The organism is Streptomyces sp. NPDC050703 (assembly GCF_040654435.1).
Classification (GTDB): Bacteria; Actinomycetota; Actinomycetes; order Streptomycetales; family Streptomycetaceae; genus Streptomyces.
This window is the reverse complement of the sequence record NZ_JBFAHX010000022.1, coordinates 20,842-38,747: the sequence shown is the minus strand read 5'-3', so window position 1 is coordinate 38,747 and position 17,906 is coordinate 20,842. Positions and strand designations below refer to the sequence as shown.

The following is a 17,906-nucleotide window of genomic DNA, read 5'->3' as shown; positions in this document are numbered from 1 at the left end:
CGAGCCACAGAACACCGAGGAGAGACCGATGACCCTCTACACGACGACCGACAGCCCGCTGGGCGAGCTGCTGCTTGTGGGCGAGGAGTCGGCCACGGCCAAGGGCGGCACCGCGCTGGCGTCGCTCTCCCTGCCGGGGCAGAAGGGCGCGGCCGTCGTCAGGGAGGACTGGGTCCACGACCCGGAGGCGTTCGGCGCGATCACCGGGCAGCTGCGCTCGTACTTCGCCGGGAGCCTGACCCACTTCGAGATCGAGTACGCCGCCGGGGAGGGCACGGAGTTCCGGCGCCGGGTCTGGGACGCCCTGGAGACGATCCCCTACGGCACCACGACGACCTACGGGCGCCTCGCCGAGCAGCTCGGCCTCTCCCGCATGGCGGTCCGCGCCCTGGGCACCGCCGTCGGTCGCAACCCCCTGCTCGTCGTGCGCCCCTGCCACCGCGTGATCGGCGCCGACGGGACCCTGGCCGGGTACGCGGGTGGCCTCGCGGCGAAGCGGCTGCTGCTTGACCTGGAGGCGGCGTGAGCCGGCCGCCAGGTCGAGGACGAAGGGTGCCGCAGGGGCTGAGGGTCAGCCCGTGGCGTGCGGCCACGTCCAGTCGACCACCTCGGGCAGGTCGGTGCCGTGCTCGCGAATCCAGTCGTGGTGGCGGGAGCGGGCGTCGGCCATCTTCTGCCGCACGGCCGTGGCGCGGACGGCGAGTCCCGGCACCCGGTCGATGACGTCCATGACGAGCCGGTACCTGTCGAGGTCGTTGCGGACGACCATGTCGAACGGCGTGGTCGTCGTGCCGGCCTCCTTGTAGCCGCGCACGTGCAGGTTGGCGTGGCCGGTGCGGCGGTAGGCCAGGCGGTGGATCAGCCACGGGTAGCCGTGGTACGCGAAGATCACCGGCCGGTCGGGGGTGAACAGCGCGTCGAACTCCGGGTCGGCCATGCCGTGCGGGTGCTCGCCGCGGGGCATGAGGCGGGCGATGTCGACGACGTTGACGACGCGGACCGCGAGGTCGGGCAGCAGCTCCCGCAGCAGCCCGGCCGCGGCGAGGATCTCCTGCGTGGGCACGTCGCCCGCGCAGGCGAGGACCACGTCCGGGTCGCGCGTGCCGTCGTCGGTGCCCGCCCACTCCCACACGCCCGCGCCGCGCGCGCAGTGCGCCCGCGCGTCGTCGAGGGAGAGCCAGTCGAAGCAGGGCTGCTTGCCCGCGACGACGACGTTGACGTAGTCGCGGCTGGCCAGGACGTGTTCGGTGACGGACAGCAGGGTGTTGGCGTCCGGCGGCAGATAGACGCGGACGACGTCGGGGCTCTTGTTGAGCACGTGGTCGACGAAGCCGGGGTCCTGGTGCGAGAAGCCGTTGTGGTCCTGGCGCCACACGTGCGAGGTGAGCAGGTAGTTCAGGGACGGCACGGGCGCGCGCCACGGCAGCGAGCGCGAGGTCTTCAGCCACTTGATGTGCTGGTTGACCATCGAGTCGACGATGTGGACGAACGCCTCGTAGCAGGAGAACAGGCCGTGCCGCCCGGTGAGCGTGTAGCCCTCCAGCCAGCCCTGGCACAGGTGCTCGGAGAGCACCTCCATGACCCGGCCGTCGCGCGCCAGGTGCTCGTCGGTGTCCAGGGTCCGGTCCTGCCATGCCTTGCCGGTCGCCCCGTAGAGCGCGCCGAGGCGGTTGGACTCGGTCTCGTCGGGGCCCACCACCCGGAAGTCGCGGCGCCGCGCGGTGTCGGCCATGACCTGCGCCAGCAGTTCGCCCGCGACCCGGGTCGGCTCGTGCAGGGTGGTGCCGGGCCCGTCGACGGGGACGGCGAACCGCTCCAGGGGCGGCAGCGGCAGCGGACGGCTGAGCAGACCGCCGTTGGCGTGCCGGGTGGCGCCGAGGCGGCGCTCCCCCGCGGGCACGCAGGCGAGGACGTCCGCGGTGGGCGCACCGTCGGCGTCGAAGAGCTCGTCGGGGCGGTAGGAGCGCAGCCACTCCTCCAGCTGCCGCAGGTGCGCGGGGTCGTCCCGGACCCCGGAGAGCGGCACCTGGTGCGCCCGCCAGGTGTTCTCCACGGGCTCGCCGTCCACGAAGGCGGGGCCCGTCCAGCCCTTGGGGGTGCGCAGGACGACGACGGGCCAGCGGTGGCGGCTGTGGGTGCCGCCGCCGCGGGCGGCCCGCTGCACGGCGGCGATGCGGTCGAGCGCCTCGTCCATCACCTCGGCCATCGCCTGGTGGACGGAGAGGGGGTCGTCGCCCGCGACGTACAGCGGCTCGTGGCCGTAGCCCTTGAGGAGCGCGTCGAGCTCCGCGTCGGGGAGCCGGGAGAGCACCGTCGGGTTGGCGATCTTGTAGCCGTTGAGGTGGAGGATCGGCAGGACCGCGCCGTCGTGCACGGGGTCGAGGAACTTGTTGGAGTGCCAGGACCCGGCGAGCGGCCCGGTCTCCGCCTCGCCGTCGCCGATCACGCAGGCGACCAGGAGGTCGGGGTTGTCGAAGGCGGCTCCGTAGGCGTGCGCCAGGGAGTAGCCCAGCTCGCCGCCCTCGTGGATGGAGCCCGGCGTCTCGGGCGCCACGTGGCTGGGCACGCCGCCGGGGAAGGAGAACTGGCGGAACAGCCGCTCCATGCCCTCAGCGTCGCGGCTCACGGCCGGGTAGGTCTCGGTGTAGCTGCCCTCCAGCCAGGAGTTGGCGAGTACCGCGGGCCCCCCGTGTCCCGGCCCCCACACGCACAGGGCGGCCAGGTCGCGCTCCCTGATGACGCGGTTGAGGTGGGTGTGGACGAGGTTGAGCCCGGGTGAGGTGCCCCAGTGGCCCAGGAGGCGCGGCTTGATGTGCTCGGGCCGCAGTGGCTCGGTCAGCAGGGGGTTGCTCATCAGGTAGATCTGACCGACGGACAGGTAGTTGGCGGCACGCCAGTGCGCGTCGAGTGCCGCCAGGTTCTCCTTGGCCAAGGGCCCCATGGGGGTTTCCTCCCGGAGGTCGGGGGTGTACGGCGGATCAGGGAGTACGTGACCGGTACCGGGTTCCACGGCAGCGCCGGGTCAGTCGTCCCGCCGCTCCTCCCCTGACGCTGCCACCGCACGGGCCGCGGCGCGAGTGCTGAACGGCCCTACCGGTGGCCCTTGACGGCCCTGAGGACCACGAACTTCGGGTCGCTCGCGACGACCTCCGCGTTGCCGAAGAGCTTGCGGAGCCGGGTGTGGTACCCGAGGTGGCGGTTGCCGACGACCCACAGCTCGCCGCCGGGCCGCAGGGCCGCGCGGGCCCCGCCGAACATCCGCCGGGCGGTCGCGTCGGTCGTGGCCTGGTGGCTGTGGAAGGGCGGGTTGTTCAGGACGAGGTCCACCGAATCGGCGGGTACCGCCGCGAGGGCGTCGCCCGCCACGAACTCCGCCTCGGCGCCGTCGGCCGCGTTGGCCCGGAAGGTGGCCTCGGCGGAGGCCACGGCCTGGAAGGACTCGTCGACGAAGGTCACGGCGGCGCCGGGCTCGGCGACGGACGCGGCGGTGCCGAGCACGCCGTTGCCGCAGCCGAGGTCCACCACGTGGGCGCCGGCGCGGGCGCGCGGCAGGTGCTTGAGGAAGAACCGGGTGCCGATGTCGAGGCGGTCGGCGCAGAAGATCCCCGCGTGGTTGACGGCGGTCAGGCCCGCGCCCGCCCCCGCGTCGGCGTCCAGGACGTGGCGCAGCGGCCAGGGGCTCGGCCCCGGCGTGCGGGACGGGTCGGGCGTGCTGAAGATCAGCCGTGCCTTCTGCCGGGCCAGTGACGTCCTGGTCGGACCGACGATCCGCTCGAAGAGGCCGAGGGTCGAGGTGTGGATCTCGGTGACCATGCCGGTGCCGACGACGACCGTGCCCTCGTGCAGGGCGGGCGCCAGCCGGTGGAGCTGGTCCTCCAGGAGCGCGAGGCTCTTGGGGACGCGCACCAGGAGCACGTCGACGCGCGGGGGCGGGGTGTCGCGCGTCGTCAGGAGCCGTACCGCGTCCCGCGGCAGGCCGGCCCGGGCCAGGTTGGCGCGGGTCGCCCGCTGGGCGAGGAAGGAGTCGGTGATCTGCGCCACCGCGCGCGCGTGCCCCGCGAGCACGGTGGTCAGCGCCCCCCAGCGGTCGCCGACGACGGCCACGGTGCCGCCGAGGCCGACGGCCGGCGCCCCTTCCTCCCCGGCCAGGTGCCGCAGGAGGTAGGCGTCGGCGGCCGACCAGGCGCGCAACGGGTCCCGGGGGTCCTCCGGGAAGCGGGTGAGGTCGTACGCGCCCCATGACGTGCTCAAACGGTTCATCGTGCCCTCAGGCTAACGGAGGGCCGAGCCCGCGCTGAGCGCGTCGTCGCTCGGGGGCTCGAACCAGGTCGGCCCGTCCCCGAGCGCCTGCTTGATCCGGGAGTGCGAGAACTCGTGCAGCTCGGGCAGCGCGTCCACGTCGAACCACGCGACGTCGAGGGACTCGTCGTCGTTCACCCGCGCCTCGCCGCCGACGGCGCGGCAGCGCAGGGTGATGTCCATGTACTGGCAGGTGTCGCCGTTGGGGTAGGTGACCGGTTCGAGCGCCTGCACGAGGACCACCCGCTCGGGCACGCAGTGCACCGCCGTCTCCTCGTACACCTCGCGCACCGCGCACTCCGCCGGCTGCTCGCCGGGCTCGGGGATGCCGCCGATCACCGACCACTTGCCGTTGTCGGAGCGCCTGCCGAGCAGCACTCTGCCCTCGTCGTCGAAGACGATGGCGGTGACGCCGGGGAGCCACAGGAGCTGCTGGCCCGCGTCGGCGCGGAGGGAGCGGATGAAGTCAGGGATAGCCATGGCTCGACCCTAGCGGCGGCGCGCCACCGCTCCCGCCGCGTCCGGCGGGGTCACTGCCCGGCGGTGCGCCGCGACCGCACGGCGGAGGCGAAGGCCCAGCCGAGGCCGCCCGCGGCGACCAGCACGAGGATGCCCTCGGGGAGCACGCCGAGGCGGGTGGCCGGGGTGCGGGACGAGCGCAGCGGCACCTCCTCGACGAGCGAGTCGGCGGTGTACCAGGTGGTCTTCGCCTCGACCGTGCCGTCCGGCATGATGACGGCGCTGACGCCGCTGGTGACGGGGACGGCCACGGCGCGGCTGTGCTCGACGGCGCGGACGCGGCTCATGGCGAGCTGCTGGTACGTCATCTCGCTGCGGTCGAAGGTGGCGTTGTTGCTGGGCACCGAGATGAGCTGGGCGCCGTGCGTCACGGTGTCGCGCACCGCCCAGTCGAAGGCGGCCTCGTAGCAGGTCGCGAGGCCCACCCTGGTCCCCGCCATGGTGAAGACGCCTGGCTCGTCGCCGCGGCTGAAGTCCTGGCGGACCCGGTCGACGTCGCTGCTGAAGACGCTGATGAGGCCGCGCAGCGGGATGTACTCGCCGAAGGGCTGGATCTGCCGCTTGTCGTAGGTGTCCGTGGGGCCCTTCTCCGGGTCCCAGAGGATCTGCTCGTTGTAGAGCTTGCCGCCCTCGGTCTCGACGACACCGCCCACGGAGACCGGCGCTCCGATGGCCTCGACGGCTTCCTCGATCTCGTGGCGCGCGTCGGGGTTGGTGAACGGGTCGATGTCGGAGGAGTTCTCCGGCCACAGCACGAGGTCGGGCTGCCGTGCCTTGCCCGCCTTGACGGCGGCGGCCAGGCGTTCGGTCTCGCGGACGTGGTGGTCGAGGACGGCGCGGCGCTGCGCGTTGAAGCCGAGGCCCGCGCGCGGGACGTTGCCCTGGACCGCGGCGATGGTGGCGGTGCCGTCCTCCGCGTCGTTGCTGACCAGCGGGCGCGCGGCGAACGCGCCCGCGACGGGGACGAGGACGCTGAGGAGGGCGGCCACGGCGGCGCCGCGCCGCACCTCGCCGAGGCGGGCCGCGCGGATCTGCCGGACGGCCTCGTACAGCCCGTAGCCGCACAGGACGACCGCGAAGCCGAGCACGGGCGTGCCGCCGAGCGCCGCGAGCGGCAGGAAGACGCCGTCCGCCTGGCCGAAGGCGATCTTGCCCCAGGGGAAGCCGCTGAAGGGCACACGCGCGCGTGCCGCCTCTCCCGCGATCCACAGGGCCGCCGCCCACAGCGGGTAGCCGGGCAGCCGCGAGAGTGCGGCGGTGCCCGCGCCGACCAGGGCGACGAAGACGGCCTCGACGGCGGCGAGCGCCAGCCACGGGCCCGGGCCGACCTCGACGCCGGTCCAGACGAGGAGGGGCAGCAGGAAGCCGAGGCCGAAGAGGTAGCCGAGGCCGAGGCCCGCCTTCCACGTACGGCCGTGCAGACACCCCGCGAGGACCGCGAAGGCCGGGAGCGCCAGCCACCAGAGCGTGCGGGGCGGGAAGCTGACGTAGAGCAGGACTCCGGCGAGTGCCGCCGCGGCGGCGGGCGCGAGCCGGCGCAGGACGCGCGGGGCGCGGGGACCGCGGGCGGGCTGCGGAGCGAGCTGGTCCGGCTCGTCCACGGGAGCGGTGGTGGCTGTCACCCGGGGAGTGTACGGCGCCTCACCGGGGCGCCGACAGCGCGGTCCGCGGGGGCGGTGGGGGCGCTCTCGGCGGGCGACACGCTCAGCGTGACGGCGGTCGGAGGAGGACGAGGAAGCGCGGCGGCGGGGCGGCGCGGCGGCGCGGCGGCGCGGCGGCTCCGGCCGGCCGTGTGAAGGCCCCCCGCCCGAACGGGCAGGGGGCCGGGGAGTCAGGGAGGCAGGGAGTCAGAGGGCCGTGCCCCGACGCCGCAGCCGCTGTCTGATCACCCGCACCGCCGACTCGGCGTCGTCCACGGTCACCGTGAACTTGTGGCCGTCGCCCAGGCTGAGCACCAGCGCCTCGCCGCGCCGGACGACGACGGCCGTGCCCTTCTCCGGCAGCCAGCGGTAGCCCCAGCCGCCCCACTGGCGTGGTGTGACGGCGGGCGCGAAGTCGGCGCCGACGACGTGGGAGAGCGGGATGTGGCGGCGCGGCAGGCCCAGGTGACCGCAGCGCACCTCCAGGCAGTCGTCGTCGACCTTCACGGCGACGTGCACGAAGGCGAGTGTCCCGAAGAGGATCAGGAGCCCGGCGGCGATGCAGCCGACCACCGACATGACCAGGGCGGCGATGCCGGAGGTCCACATCGACTCGACGGCGATGACGATGCCGAGCGCCAGGCAGGCGGCGCCTCCGCACGCGAGCAGCCACTGCACGCGGTTGGTCGCGCGGCCGGTCCACACCGCGGGCGAGCTGCCGGAGCCGGCTCGCTCGTCGCGCTCCTCTTCGGCTGGGTCCTTCATGTCTTCGAGACTACTCAGATTCCCCCGCGACACCACCGCGTCACCGAGCGTGAGCGCCGGAGCGCTCTCGGAGGGCGGGAACCAGCCGCCCGGGGGGCCTCTCAGAGGGCGGGGCTGACCGCCGCGAGCAGCCGTCCCTCGGCGTACGTGAGCGCCGCCCGCGGCAGCCGCTCCTCCCGCCCGCTGAGCAGGACGGTGAGCGTGGACGCCGGCGCGGGGCCGCTCCCCGGCAGCTCGCCGATCCTGCGCAGGGCCTGGGCGGCGACGGCACCGGCGGAGCCGTGCAGGACGAGGGGCGGCCGGCCGGGCCGCTGGAGGGCGGCACGGATGCGCTCCGCGACCAGCTCGTAATGGGTGCAGCCCAGGACCACGGCCCTGACATCGGGCGGCGTGAGGGCGGCGGCGGCGGCGACCGTCTCGTCGATGGCCTGCTCGTCCGCGTACTGCACGGCGTCGGCGAGACCCGGACAGGGCACCTCGGTCACGTCGGCGTCCTGCGCGAACCGCGCGATGAGGTCGCGCTGGTAGGGGCTGCCGGTGGTGGCGGGCGTGGCCCAGATGGCGACTCGGCCGCCCCCCGCGGCGGCGGGCTTGATCGCCGGTACGGTGCCGATCACCGGGATGCCCGGCTCCAGACGCGCCCGCAGCGCGGGCAGCGCGTGCACGGAGGCCGTGTTGCAGGCCACGATCAGCGCGTCGGGACGGTGCGCGGCCGCGGCGTCGGCGACGGCGATGGCGTGCCCGGTGAGGTCCTCGGGGGTGCGCGGTCCCCACGGCATGCCGTCGGGGTCCGACGAGAGCACGAGATCGGCGTCGGGCCGCAGGCGCCGTACCGCGGCCGCCGCGGCGAGCAGTCCGATTCCGGAGTCCATGAGCGCGATCTTCACCCGGTCACCATAGTCGATGGCCCTCCCAGGGCCCCTTCCGTGGGGCAGACTTCGTCGGATGAGCGCCCTCGCGTGGATCGCCGCCGGATCGCTTGCCGCATGGCTGTGGCTGCTGTGCGGCCAGGGCTTCTTCTGGCGTACGGACGTGCGTCTGCCGCCTCGGCGGGAGCCCGCCGCGTGGCCTTCGGTCTGCGTCGTCGTGCCCGCCCGCGACGAGGCGGCCGTGCTGCCCGAGAGCCTGCCGTCGCTGCTCGCGCAGGACTATCCGGGGCGGGCGGAGGTCTTCCTCGTCGACGACGGCAGCACCGACGGCACCGGGGACCTGGCCCGGGACCTCGCCGAGCGGCACGGCGGTCTGCCGCTGACCGTCGGCTCACCCGGCGAGCCGCCCGCCGGGTGGACCGGCAAGCTCTGGGCCGTACGGCACGGCATCGCCCTGGCCCGCGCCCGCGATCCGGAGTACCTGCTCCTGACGGACGCGGACATCGCGCACGCCCCCGGTTCCCTGCGGGATCTGGTGGCCGCCTCGCACGCGGGCGGTTTCGACCTGGTCTCCCTGATGGCGCGGCTGCGGGTGGAGAGCGCCTGGGAGCGCCTGGTGGTCCCGGCGTTCGTCTACTTCTTCGCGCAGCTCTACCCCTTCCGCCGGGTCGGCCGGAGGGGGGCGCGCACGTCCGCGGCGGCGGGCGGCTGCGTCCTGCTGCGGGCGGACGCGGCCGAGCGTGCGGGGATTCCCGGCGCCATCCGGCACGCGGTGATCGACGACGTGGCGCTCGCGCGGGCGGTGCGCCGCTCGGGGGGCCACATCTGGCTGGGACTCGCCGAACGCGTCGACAGCGTGCGCCCCTACCCCCGCCTCGCCGACCTGTGGCGCATGGTGGCGCGGAGCGCGTACGCGCAGTTGCGGCACAGTCCGGCGCTGCTCGTCGGGACCGTGGCGGGCCTGGCCCTGGTCTACCTCGCGCCGCCGCTCGCCCTGTGCACGGGCGTGGCCGTCGGGGACGTGCCGTGCGCGGTGGCCGGCGGCCTCGCATGGCTGGTGATGACCGCGACCTACCTGCCGATGCTCCGCTACTACCGGCAGCCGCCGTGGCTCGCCCTGTCGCTGCCCCTGACCGCCTTCCTGTACCTCCTGATGACCGTGGACTCGGCGGTGCGGCACTACCGGGGGCGCGGCGCGGCCTGGAAGGGCCGTACGTACGCGCGCCCCGAGCCCGCTCCCGAGCAGCGCTGAGCGGCCGGGGCCGGGCGGCTCACTTCCTGCCCGGCGTCCAGTTCATGCCCCAGCCGTAGGCGCGGTCGACGGTGCGCTGCGGGCTCACGCCGCGCTCGGGCACGAGGTACCGGGCCTCGCGCTGGACGACGAGGTCGCCGCCGGTGTTGGTGAGCAGGGCGAGCGCGCACACCGTCGAGGGCACGGTGCACTCGTCGAGGGAGAAGTCCACCGGGGCGCCGTGCTGGGGCCGCAGGGTGACGGTGGCGTTGAGGTCGGCGAAGCTGCGCGCGCCCTCGTAGATGGTCACGAAGATGACGATGCGGCGGAAGTCCCCGATGTGGTCGAGGTTGATGGTGAGGTTCTCGCCCGCCGCGACGGCCCCGGTGCGGTCGTCGCCGTCGAGGAGCATGTACGGGGGCTGGTGCAGCGCCCCGAAGGCGTTGCCGAGCGCCTGGACGACGCCCTTGCGGCCGTCGGCGAGTTCGTAGAGCGCGCAGAGGTCCAGGTCCAGGTCGGCGTGCATGGCGACGGCCCTGCCGAGCTTCGCGCCCCACCCCTTGAACTGCTTGCGCACCTCCCAGTTGAGGTTCACGCGCATGGCGCCCGATGTGCCGCCCTGCTTCGTCAGGGAGACCGAAGGGGCGTCCTTGGTCAGCGTCACCTTGGTGAGGCGGACGGGGGCGGCGGGCGGCGGGGTCCGCGCGGCGGAGGCGGGCGCCGGTGACGCCGGCGGCGCCGTGGCGGGAGCGGGGGCGGCGGCGGGAGCGGCCCGCCGGGGCTGGTCCACCGTGATGCCGTAGTCCGTGGCGAGGCCTTCGAGGCCGCTGCCGTACCCCTGGCCGACGGCGCGGAACTTCCACGCGCCCTGGCGCCGGTACAGCTCGCCGAGGACGAAGGCCGTCTCCACGGTGGCGTCCGCGCTGTCGTAGCGCGCGATCTCCATGCCGTCCGCCGCGTCGACGACCCGCACATGGAGGCCGGGCACCTGCCCGAACGTGCCGCCGTCGGCCGACGCGGCGAGCACCACACGGTCCACGGCGGGCTCCACGCGCGCGAGGTCGACGGTCAGGACATCGGTCACACCCGCGCCGGAGCGCTGCTTGCCCTCGTACCGCACCGCTCCGGAGGAGTGTTCGGGCTGGTTGTAGAAGACGAAGTCCGCGTCGGAGCGCACCTTGCCGGAAGCCGCGAGCAGCAGCGCGGACGCGTCGGCGTCGGGCACCCCGGCACCGGAACCCCACCCCAATTCGATCCGCACGGCCGGTGCCGGCACGGGAACATTCGATCCTTTAAGCATTGTCATGTCCGCCCCCATCGCAAGTGGCCGCGTCCGGCAGGGCCGCCGATTCCGTTCGCGGCCAACCTATTACCCGGAGCGCCCACGACCGCGTCAGGCGCCCCTTCCGCCCCCGGGGGACCGACCGCGGGTAACCCGCCGGGAACTCGGCTTTTACACGATCACTACGTCATCTGACGACCGATTTTCCCACGTTCGCTCGGATTGGGGCTCTGTCGCCACTGCCGACTCGGAAAACAACCCTCTTATCGGTCTCCCCAATCAGCACATCAAGGGCTTAACTTATGGAGCATGACCTCCCCCCGCTCCACCTATGGCGGCGGTTACTACTCCGCGCCGTCCTTCCCGGACACTCCGATCTACGACTCCCTCGTCGCAGAGCGGGGCACTCCTCAGATCGCCCCGATCCGGGTCCCCTCCGCGTACGACACGGGCAGCCACAGCCATCTGCCCGCGCTCCCGGCCGCGTTGCCCGCCCTCCCGGCCGCCCCGTCCCACCACCAGAACACCGGATACGGCTACCCGCAGGCCCAGCAGCCCGCACCGCTGCAACAGGCCCCGGCGCCGTACATCCCGCAGCAGGCCGCGGGCCCGCGCGGCTACCCGGGCGCCCAGCAGCAGCGCCCCGCCCCCGGCACGGGGTACGAGGCGATGCGCCCCGCGGCGCCCCGCCCCGCCCCCGCTCCGTACGAGGATCCGTACAACCGCCCCTATCGGGGGTACTGAGCGACCGCGGGCATCGCTGTCAGCGGCGGCTGGCAGGATGTCCGCATGTCGAATCCAGCCTTGCGGTCGATCCACGTCCACCCGCTGAAGGCGGCCCAGGGGCACGCGCAGCGTGAGGCCGTCGTGGAGCCCTGGGGGCTCGCGGGGGACCACCGCTGGATGCTGGTCGACGCCGACGGGCGGTTCGTGTCCCAGCGGCCGTATCCGCGCATGGCGCTGGTCGCCGCCGAGCCCCTGCCCGGCGGCGGCATCCGCGTGTCCGCGCCCGGCCGCAGGACGCTGACGGCGGCGGTGCCCGAGCCGCGCGCGACGGTGCGGGTGGAGGTCGGGCGCGACGAGGTCGACGCGGTGCCCGCCGACGCCGCGGCGCACGCCTGGTTCAGCGCCCATCTCGGCGTGGACGTGCGGCTCGTCCACCTCGACGACCCCGCCACGCGCCGCCCGCTCGACCCGGCGTACGGCGGGGAGGGGGAGACGGTCGCCTTCGCGGACGGCTTTCCGCTGCTGCTCACCGCGGCCTCCTCGCTCGACGCCCTCAATTCGCTGATCGCCCAGGGGGACCACGCCGACGAGGGCCCGCTGCCGATGAACCGCTTCCGGCCCAACGTCGTGGTGGACGGCACCCCGCCCTGGGCCGAGGACGACTGGAAGCGCGTCGCGATCGGCGGTGTCGTCTTCCGCGTCGCGAAGAGGTGCGGGCGCTGTGTCGTGACGACCACCGACCAGAACACCGGGGAGCGCGGCAAGGAGCCGCTGCGCACGCTCGCCCGCCACCGCCGCTTCGGCGACCAGCTCGTCTTCGGGCAGAATCTGGTGCCGGAATCGACGGGGCGCATCCGCGTCGGGGACACGTTCGACGTCCTCGAATGACCGGCGCCCCGGGGGGAACCCGACGGCGCGGCACGGACGTTGGACGGGGCGGCTTCGCGCAGGTGGTGTCGTTCTCTCCCCGCCACCCGCGCGCGGGCCGTGCCGACACTGGTGAGGACGGACGCGCAAGACGGACGCGTAAGGGGGTGCGGGACTGTGCGAGCGATCGTCGGACTCTGGCGCTGGCGGCACAATCCGCTGCGCCGCGGGACCGACCTCGTGGAGTCGTGGGTGGCCCTGGCCGCCCTGGCGCTGATCCTGGTCGCCGCCCCCGTCGTGGGCGTGGTCACCACGGAGCTGACGCGGGACGCCCTCCTCGCCTCGGTGCGCGAGCAGCAGGAGGCCCGCCACGCCGTCGTCGGCACGGTCGTGCGCAAGCTCTCCGCTCCCCCGCTCGACCCCGATCCCGAGACCTCCACGGCCCGCGACGCGCACAGCCGGGTGTTCGCGCGCTGGACGGGCCCGGACGGCACCGACCGCTCGGGCGTCGTCGCCGCCGGCCTCGACACCCCGGGACCCGGCGACCGCTTCAGGCTCTGGACCGACGAGCGCGGCCGGGTGGTCGGACGCCCGCTGGACACCGGGACCGCGACCACCCACGCGGCGCTCGCGGGCTTCGGCGCGGCCTCGGCGTGCGTCGGGCTCATAGAGGGCACCCGCAGGTTCGTCCTCTGGCGCATCGCGCAGGGGCGTTATGCCCGATGGGACCAGGCATGGGGCAGGGCGGGAGGCGACTGGGGCAGGACCGGCACCGGCTCCTGAACGGCCGCGCGGGCGGCCCGCGCAGGTGAGAGCCTGGCGTTCGGGTCAACTGCCCCTGCCCACGCGCGCTACGGTGGACCGGCCGATCCCTTCGGCTCCTCGCGCATCGAGACGGCACACCGGCAGGGCACACCGGCACGGCACATCGACGCAGGATCCCGCGTACGACGAGGTGGGGGCAGAGCAACTCCATGGCACAGGGCACGGTCCAGGTGACGCACACCGGCACGTCGCGGTGGCGGCGCCGCACCGGCGAATACGCCTCGCTCGCCGCTGCCTTGGAGGCCGCGGGCGACGGGGACATACTGACCGTCGCCGCGGGCACCTACCGCGAGAACCTCGTGGTCCAGCGCGCGGTGACCCTGCGCGGCCCGGAGAGCGCGCCCGGTTCCGTGCGCATCGCACCGCCCGACGGGGTGCCGCTCACGGTCCGCGCCTCCGCGACGGTGCAGGACCTGCACATCGAGGGGCAGGACTCCTCCGCGCCCGCGCTGCTCGTCGAGGACGGCGCCCCCGAGCTGTCCGGCATCCGCGTCGTGACCCGCTCCGCCGCCGGCATCGAGGTGCGCGGCGGCGCCCGCCCGACGGCGCGCCGCTGCACGGTCGACAACCCCGGGGGCATCGGCATCGCCGTGCTCGACGGCGGCGGCGGTGTCTTCGAGGAGTGCGAGATCGTCGCGGCGGGCCAGTCCGGCGTGGCGGTGCGCGGCGGCGGGCACCCGCGCCTTGAGCGCTGCCGGGTGCACCACGCCTCGGGCGCCGGACTCTCGGTGACCGGCGAGAACAGCGGCCTTGAGGCGCTCGGCTGCGAGGTGTACGAGGTCAAGGGCTCGGGCGTGCAGGTCACCGCGCGTGCCGCGGCGCATCTGACGGACTGCGACGTGCACCGCACCACGTCCGACGGCGTCACGCTCGACACGGACGCCGTGCTGACCCTCGCCGACTGCCGCATCCACGACATTCCGGAGAACGCGGTCGACCTGCGCTCGCGCTCGGTGCTGACGCTGACCCGCTCCACGGTGAGCCGGTTCGGGCGGAACGGGCTCTCGGTGTGGGACCCCGGCACGCGCGTGGACGCCAACCAGTGCGAGATCCACGACAGCACGGGCGACTATCCGGCGGTCTGGGTCAGCGACGGCGCGACCGCCGTCCTGGAGTCCTGCCGGGTGCACGACGTGCCGGACGCGCTGTTCGTCCTCGACCGCGGCTCCCGCGCGGACGTCGTCGACAGCGACATCGGCCAGGTGCGCAACACGGCGGTGTCGGTGAGCGACGGCGCGACCGCCGAGCTGGACGACTGCCGCATCCGCGAGGCGGCCACGGGCGCGTGGTTCCGCGACCACGGCAGCGGCGGCACGCTGGCGAACTGCACCGTCGACGGCGTCCAGACCGGCGTGATCATCACCAAGGGGGCCGACCCCACGGTGGAGCGCTGCACGGTCACCTCGCCCGCCGAGGCCGGTTTCTACGTGTCGGCGGGCGGCCGAGGCACCCTCCAGGGCTGCCGGGTCAGCGGCAGCGGGGGCTACGGCTTCCACGTCATCGACGGCTGCCGTACGACGCTGCGCACATGCCGCACGGAGCGCTGCGCGCGCGGCGGCTTCGAGTTCTCCGAGGAGGGCCCGCTCGTCGAGGACTGCGCGAGCGACGAGAGCGGGGGGCTGCGTACGCCGGCCGCCGCGGCGCCGGCACCGGAGGCGCCCGCCGTCCGGACGGCCACGCAGACGGTGGGGCTGCTCGGCTCCGTCCCCGCCCAGCAGCCGGCGCCTCCCGCGGCACCGGAGCAGACCGTCCGCGCCTCGAAGGAGGTGCTGGGCGAATTGGACGCCCTGGTCGGCCTCGACAGCGTGAAGCGCGAGGTGCGGGCGCTCACCGACATGATCGAGGTGGGCCGTCGCAGGCAGTCGGCGGGTCTGAAGGCCGCGTCCGTCCGCCGTCACCTGGTCTTCACCGGCTCCCCCGGCACGGGCAAGACGACCGTCGCCCGGCTCTACGGCGAGATCCTCGCCTCGCTCGGCGTCCTGGAGCGCGGCCACCTCGTCGAGGTGTCCCGCGTGGACCTGGTCGGCGAGCACATCGGTTCGACGGCGATCCGCACGCAGGAGGCCTTCGACCGGGCGCGCGGCGGTGTGCTGTTCATCGACGAGGCGTACGCGCTCTCCCCCGAGGACTCGGGGCGCGACTTCGGCCGTGAGGCCATCGACACGCTCGTGAAGCTGATGGAGGACCACCGCGAGGCGGTCGTGGTGATCGTCGCCGGTTACACCGAGGAGATGCGGCGCTTCCTCACCGTCAACCCCGGTGTCGCCTCCCGCTTCTCCCGCACCATCACCTTCGGGGACTACGCGCCCGAGGAGCTGCTCCGCATCGTGGAGCAGCAGGCGGAGGAGCACGAGTACCGGCTGGGCACGGGCGCCGCGGAAGCGCTCCTGAAGTACTTCACGGCCCTGCCGAAGGGTCCCGCGTTCGGCAACGGCCGCACCGCGCGGCAGACCTTCGAGGCGATGGTGGAGCGGCACGCGGGCCGCGTCGCCCAGCTGCCCGACCCGAGCACCGACCAGCTCACCCTGCTGTATCCGGAGGATCTGCCGGAGCTGCTGTGACCGCTTCCCCGGCCGCGGGCCGCGGCGGCGGCACCGCCGCCTTCAGGCGCGCGAGGAGCCGTGCGCGCTCCTCGGCGAAGGCGGGATCGCTCTGGTAGCCGCCGTGGCCGAGGATCGGGGCCGGGAGCGGGTGGGCCTCCGTGCGTCCGTAGGCCAGGGGGTCCTTGAGGGCCGGGCGGTCGACCTGGGGGCCGCAGTCGCCGCGCAGGCCGATGGGGCCGCCGATCGGGTCGGTGGCGCGGTGCAGGTTGCGCCAGCAGTCGACCTCGCGGTGCAGGGAGGACAGGGCCGCGGGGCCGAAGTGGGCGGGGAACCAGCGGCCGTAGAGGCGCTCCAGGGGTGAGCCGTAGGTCAGCAGGGCGACGCGCTTGCGCACGGAGGGGCGCAGCTGCCAGGCGGCCGCCGCGGCGAGGACGCTGCCCTGCGAGTGCCCGGAGATGACGAGTCGGCCGCCCGTGGCGTCGGTCGCACGCGTCCAGGCCGCCATGCGCCAGGTCAGGTCGGGGACCGCGCGCTCGGCGTAGCAGGGCGGGGCGAAGGGGTGGGCGGCCCGGGGCCAGAAGGTGCCGACGTCCCAGAGGATGCCGATGGTGCGGCGGGCGGACGGGTCCTTGTAGGCGCGGCGGCCCCAGGTGACGAACAGTATGAAGCCGAGGCCGATCAGCCAGGACCCGAGGGCCTGCGAGGTCTCCGCCGCGCCCTCCACGACGTCGGGCGTCCCCCGGGCGGCCCTGGCGGGCACTTCTCCGGTGCCCCAGGCGCCGATGAGGGCGCCCGCGCCGAGCAGCAGGGTCACGGCGGAGATGGTGCCGACGATGCGGGGCGCGCGGTCGGTAAGGGAGGCGTGGGCGCGTGTCGCGGCGATGCGGCGGGTGCGCTCGGGGTCCCGGGGCTCGCCGGGGTAGTCGAGCGGCACCCGTGCCCGCTCGCGGCGCTTGATGCGGACGGTGCGCGCGCCGAGCCAGGCGCAGAGCAGCGCGACGACGACGAGCAGCGGCGGGATCACGGACGCCTGCCAGGTGAGCAGGACGGGCGGTCCCGCTATCGAACCGTGGGTGCCGTCGAGCCAGTCGGCCACGCGCTGGGCGCCGCCGCCGGACATCACCCCGCCGAGCGCGCAGGAGAGCATGGCGACCGCGGGTCCCGCGAGGCCGCGGACGGCGGTGCGGGGGGCTGGCGACGAGCGGTACAGGGCGTGCGCGACCGCCGCGAGGCCGATGACGAGGAGCCCCTGGACGAGCGCGATCCCGCCGAAGGTGGCGTCGCCCGGCAGCCTGCCCGCGGACTCCCAGCCGGGGCGTGAGGCACCCGCGTAGAGCAGGGTGAGGAGGAGCACGGCGAGCGCGGCCTGCGGGAGCCGCCGGACCAGGGCCTTGTCGAGTTCGCGGTCGAGCCGGTTCTCGCTGCGGCCCCTGCGGCACACCACCCACACGACGACGACGCCGCCCGCGGCGAGCGCGGCTTCGAGGACCCAGCCGAGGGCGTCGAGCAGGGCGGGGCCGCCGGAGCGGCGGTCGTACCGTGCGGCCGCCGCGCCGACGGCGGCGGCCACCGTGAGCAGCCCGGCGGCGGTGTGCGCGGCGCGGAGGCGGGCGACGAGGCGGCGGCCGTACCAGAAGCCGGGCCTGGAGAGCGCGGAGCGGTGCGTCTCCTCCTCGGGGTCGGTCTCGTGGGGCAGCGGCTGCTGGGACTCGTACGCGCTCCAGGTGCGGTGGGAGAGGTACCAGAGCAGGCCCGTGAGCGCGGCGGGTGCCAGGGCGGCGAGGCCGAGCCTGCGGCCGGGCTGCGACCACCAGCCGCCGTGCCCCGCCCCGTCCGTCGCGAGGAAGCCGAGCCAGGCGCGGTCGGCGGAGCACGCGGGGGTGCCCGCGCACTGCCAGGCGATGAGGTCGAGGGCGACCTCGCAGGCGGCGGCGGTCAGGAGCACGGTGAGGGTGAGGCCGATGAGCCGCACCAGGAGGCCGTAGGCGCGCACGAGCCGCCGGCGGCGGCGTGAGGTGGGCCGCATCCAGTGGGCGAGGTTGACCACCATGAAGGGCAGGAGCAGGAGCCACAGGGCGCGGGAGCCGTTGCCGGAGGTGAGGTTGCACCACACGTACGCCTCGGGCACCGGTTTGCCGCGGTAGTCGTCGGGGCGCCGCTCGGCGTCGGCGTCCTCGGCGCGCCGGAAGACGGCCGCCGTGTCGTCGCCGGAGATCCGCACGGTCCGCGGATCGCCGAGCATGTCCTCCGGTGTGGTGCCGCCGACCCCGTGCACCAGGAGTTCCAGGGCGGTCTCGTCCTTCGTCGCACGTGCCACTGTTCCGCGTCCCCCGAGAAGTG

At 74.6% G+C, this 17,906-nt stretch carries 14 protein-coding genes; 6 read left to right on the top strand and 8 right to left on the bottom strand.

All coding sequences use genetic code 11. From position 1 onward, the window contains the following. The first annotated feature begins 28 nt into the window (after window positions 1–28). The gene (locus AB0I16_RS21010; RefSeq protein WP_363250958.1) at window positions 29–526 is read left to right on the top strand and encodes a methylated-DNA--[protein]-cysteine S-methyltransferase; all 498 of its coding nucleotides are present in this window, start codon (window positions 29–31) and stop codon (window positions 524–526) included. A 45-nt stretch (window positions 527–571) separates the two neighbouring features. Here the strand turns inward: AB0I16_RS21010 and AB0I16_RS21005 are convergent, their stop codons facing one another. The 6 genes from AB0I16_RS21005 to AB0I16_RS20980 all read right to left on the bottom strand — a co-directional run bounded on the left by AB0I16_RS21005 (window position 572) and on the right by AB0I16_RS20980 (window position 8,110). After that, window positions 572–2,941 (bottom strand): phosphoketolase family protein, encoded by a 2,370-nt coding sequence (locus AB0I16_RS21005; RefSeq protein WP_363250957.1) that lies wholly within the window; start codon window positions 2,939–2,941, stop codon window positions 572–574. Window positions 2,942–3,090: 149 nt separating this feature from the next. Next, window positions 3,091–4,260 (bottom strand): methyltransferase, encoded by a 1,170-nt coding sequence (locus AB0I16_RS21000; protein WP_363250956.1) that lies wholly within the window; start codon window positions 4,258–4,260, stop codon window positions 3,091–3,093. A gap of 12 nt (window positions 4,261–4,272) precedes the next feature. Further along, the gene (locus tag AB0I16_RS20995; RefSeq protein ID WP_363250955.1) at window positions 4,273–4,779 is read right to left on the bottom strand and encodes an NUDIX domain-containing protein; all 507 of its coding nucleotides are present in this window, start codon (window positions 4,777–4,779) and stop codon (window positions 4,273–4,275) included. A gap of 50 nt (window positions 4,780–4,829) precedes the next feature. Then, window positions 4,830–6,440, bottom strand: coding sequence for an apolipoprotein N-acyltransferase (lnt, locus tag AB0I16_RS20990; protein WP_363250954.1), 1,611 nt, complete (start codon window positions 6,438–6,440; stop codon window positions 4,830–4,832). A 225-nt stretch (window positions 6,441–6,665) separates the two neighbouring features. Continuing rightward, a complete protein-coding gene (locus AB0I16_RS20985) occupies window positions 6,666–7,223 on the bottom strand; it encodes a hypothetical protein (RefSeq protein WP_363250953.1) in 558 nt (185 codons plus the stop codon). 101 nt (window positions 7,224–7,324) lie between these two features. Further along, window positions 7,325–8,110 (bottom strand): aspartate/glutamate racemase family protein, encoded by a 786-nt coding sequence (locus AB0I16_RS20980; protein WP_363250952.1) that lies wholly within the window; start codon window positions 8,108–8,110, stop codon window positions 7,325–7,327. Between the two features lie 58 nt (window positions 8,111–8,168). Here AB0I16_RS20980 and AB0I16_RS20975 point away from each other — a divergent pair, with 58 nt between their 5' ends. Further along, complete coding sequence (locus AB0I16_RS20975) at window positions 8,169–9,344, top strand: glycosyltransferase (RefSeq protein WP_363250951.1); 1,176 nt, start codon at window positions 8,169–8,171, stop codon at window positions 9,342–9,344. A gap of 19 nt (window positions 9,345–9,363) precedes the next feature. On the opposite strand, the gene AB0I16_RS20970 is transcribed toward AB0I16_RS20975, so the two are convergent. Next, entirely contained in the window at window positions 9,364–10,641 is a 1,278-nt protein-coding gene (locus AB0I16_RS20970) for a TerD family protein (RefSeq protein WP_363250950.1), read from the bottom strand. A 273-nt stretch (window positions 10,642–10,914) separates the two neighbouring features. On the opposite strand from AB0I16_RS20970, the gene AB0I16_RS20965 reads away from it, so the two are divergent. The 4 genes from AB0I16_RS20965 (at window position 10,915) to AB0I16_RS20950 (ending at window position 15,584) form a co-directional block, all read left to right on the top strand. After that, window positions 10,915–11,349: a DUF6643 family protein gene (locus AB0I16_RS20965; RefSeq protein WP_363250949.1), complete on the top strand. Its 435-nt coding sequence runs from the start codon at window positions 10,915–10,917 to the stop codon at window positions 11,347–11,349. A gap of 45 nt (window positions 11,350–11,394) precedes the next feature. Further along, on the top strand, window positions 11,395–12,219 hold the full coding sequence (locus tag AB0I16_RS20960) for an MOSC N-terminal beta barrel domain-containing protein (RefSeq protein WP_363250948.1): 825 nt from the start codon (window positions 11,395–11,397) through the stop codon (window positions 12,217–12,219). Window positions 12,220–12,375: 156 nt separating this feature from the next. Beyond that, entirely contained in the window at window positions 12,376–12,981 is a 606-nt protein-coding gene (locus tag AB0I16_RS20955; protein ID WP_363250947.1) for a hypothetical protein, read from the top strand. A gap of 191 nt (window positions 12,982–13,172) precedes the next feature. Next, the gene (locus AB0I16_RS20950; RefSeq protein ID WP_363250946.1) at window positions 13,173–15,584 is read left to right on the top strand and encodes a right-handed parallel beta-helix repeat-containing protein; all 2,412 of its coding nucleotides are present in this window, start codon (window positions 13,173–13,175) and stop codon (window positions 15,582–15,584) included. On the opposite strand, the gene AB0I16_RS20945 is transcribed toward AB0I16_RS20950, so the two are convergent. Continuing rightward, window positions 15,544–17,808 carry a hypothetical protein gene (locus AB0I16_RS20945; RefSeq protein ID WP_363251052.1) on the bottom strand — a complete coding sequence of 755 codons (2,265 nt, stop codon included), beginning with the start codon at window positions 17,806–17,808 and terminating at the stop codon, window positions 15,544–15,546. The genes AB0I16_RS20950 and AB0I16_RS20945 overlap by 41 nt on opposite strands. Between the last annotated feature and the right edge of the window lie 98 nt (window positions 17,809–17,906).